Source organism: Neobacillus niacini (genome assembly GCF_023715785.1).
GTDB lineage: Bacteria > Bacillota > Bacilli > Bacillales > Cytobacillaceae > Neobacillus > Neobacillus niacini_E.
The window spans coordinates 1-846 of the sequence record NZ_JAMBOX010000049.1 but is presented as its reverse complement, the minus strand read 5'-3'; the positions used below and the strand labels follow the sequence as shown (position 1 = coordinate 846).

The window sequence follows — 846 nt, the reverse complement described above, 5'->3', positions numbered from 1 at the left end:
CCGCGACAATAAGAAGGTATAAAAAATGTAAAGATGGCGGAGGAAGAGGGATTCGAACCCCCGCGCGGTTTAACCCGCCTGTCGGTTTTCAAGACCGATCCCTTCAGCCAGACTTGGGTATTCCTCCATATTATATAAAGCTATTGGTGGACCTTGTAGGACTCGAACCTACGACCGGACGGTTATGAGCCGTCTGCTCTAACCAGCTGAGCTAAAGGTCCAAGTTAAAGGTTCTTTAACCAATATGGTTATAAAACAATTTGGTAGCGGCGGAGGGGATCGAACCCCCGACCTTACGGGTATGAACCGTACGCTCTAGCCAGCTGAGCTACACCGCCAAATTTTTAATTAAGTTCTGGTGGAGCCTAGCGGGATCGAACCGCTGACCTCCTGCGTGCAAAGCAGGCGCTCTCCCAGCTGAGCTAAGGCCCCATAATCATGTAGATGGTCGGGAAAACAGGATTCGAACCTGCGACCCCTTGGTCCCAAACCAAGTGCTCTACCAAGCTGAGCTATTTCCCGTTTTTTAAAACAAGTGGCGCGCCCGACAGGAGTCGAACCCATAACCTTCTGATCCGTAGTCAGACGCTCTATCCAATTGAGCTACGGGCGCATATGAAATTTTATGGTGCCGAGGACCGGAATCGAACCGGTACGGTAGTCACCTACCGCAGGATTTTAAGTCCTGTGCGTCTGCCAGTTCCGCCACCCCGGCATTTTGGAGCGGAAGACGGGATTCGAACCCGCGACCCCCACCTTGGCAAGGTGGTGTTCTACCACTGAACTACTTCCGCATGAATGAAATGGTGCGGGTGAAGGGAGTCGAACCCCCACGCCTTGCGGCGC

At 52.7% G+C, this 846-nt stretch carries 8 tRNA genes; all 8 read right to left on the bottom strand.

What is annotated here, in order from left to right:
• Positions 1 to 34 precede the first annotated feature (34 nt).
• Positions 35 to 127, bottom strand: a tRNA-Ser gene (locus M3234_RS28725).
• Between the two features lie 17 nt (positions 128 to 144).
• Positions 145 to 221, bottom strand: a tRNA-Ile gene (locus M3234_RS28720).
• A 40-nt stretch (positions 222 to 261) separates the two neighbouring features.
• Positions 262 to 338, bottom strand: a tRNA-Met gene (locus M3234_RS28715).
• An 18-nt stretch (positions 339 to 356) separates the two neighbouring features.
• Positions 357 to 432 (bottom strand) — tRNA-Ala (locus tag M3234_RS28710).
• Between the two features lie 13 nt (positions 433 to 445).
• Positions 446 to 522: transfer RNA gene (locus M3234_RS28705), tRNA-Pro, on the bottom strand.
• Positions 523 to 536: 14 nt separating this feature from the next.
• Positions 537 to 613 (bottom strand) — tRNA-Arg (locus M3234_RS28700).
• 13 nt (positions 614 to 626) lie between these two features.
• Positions 627 to 715 (bottom strand) — tRNA-Leu (locus M3234_RS28695).
• A 4-nt stretch (positions 716 to 719) separates the two neighbouring features.
• Positions 720 to 794: transfer RNA gene (locus M3234_RS28690), tRNA-Gly, on the bottom strand.
• Between the last annotated feature and the right edge of the window lie 52 nt (positions 795 to 846).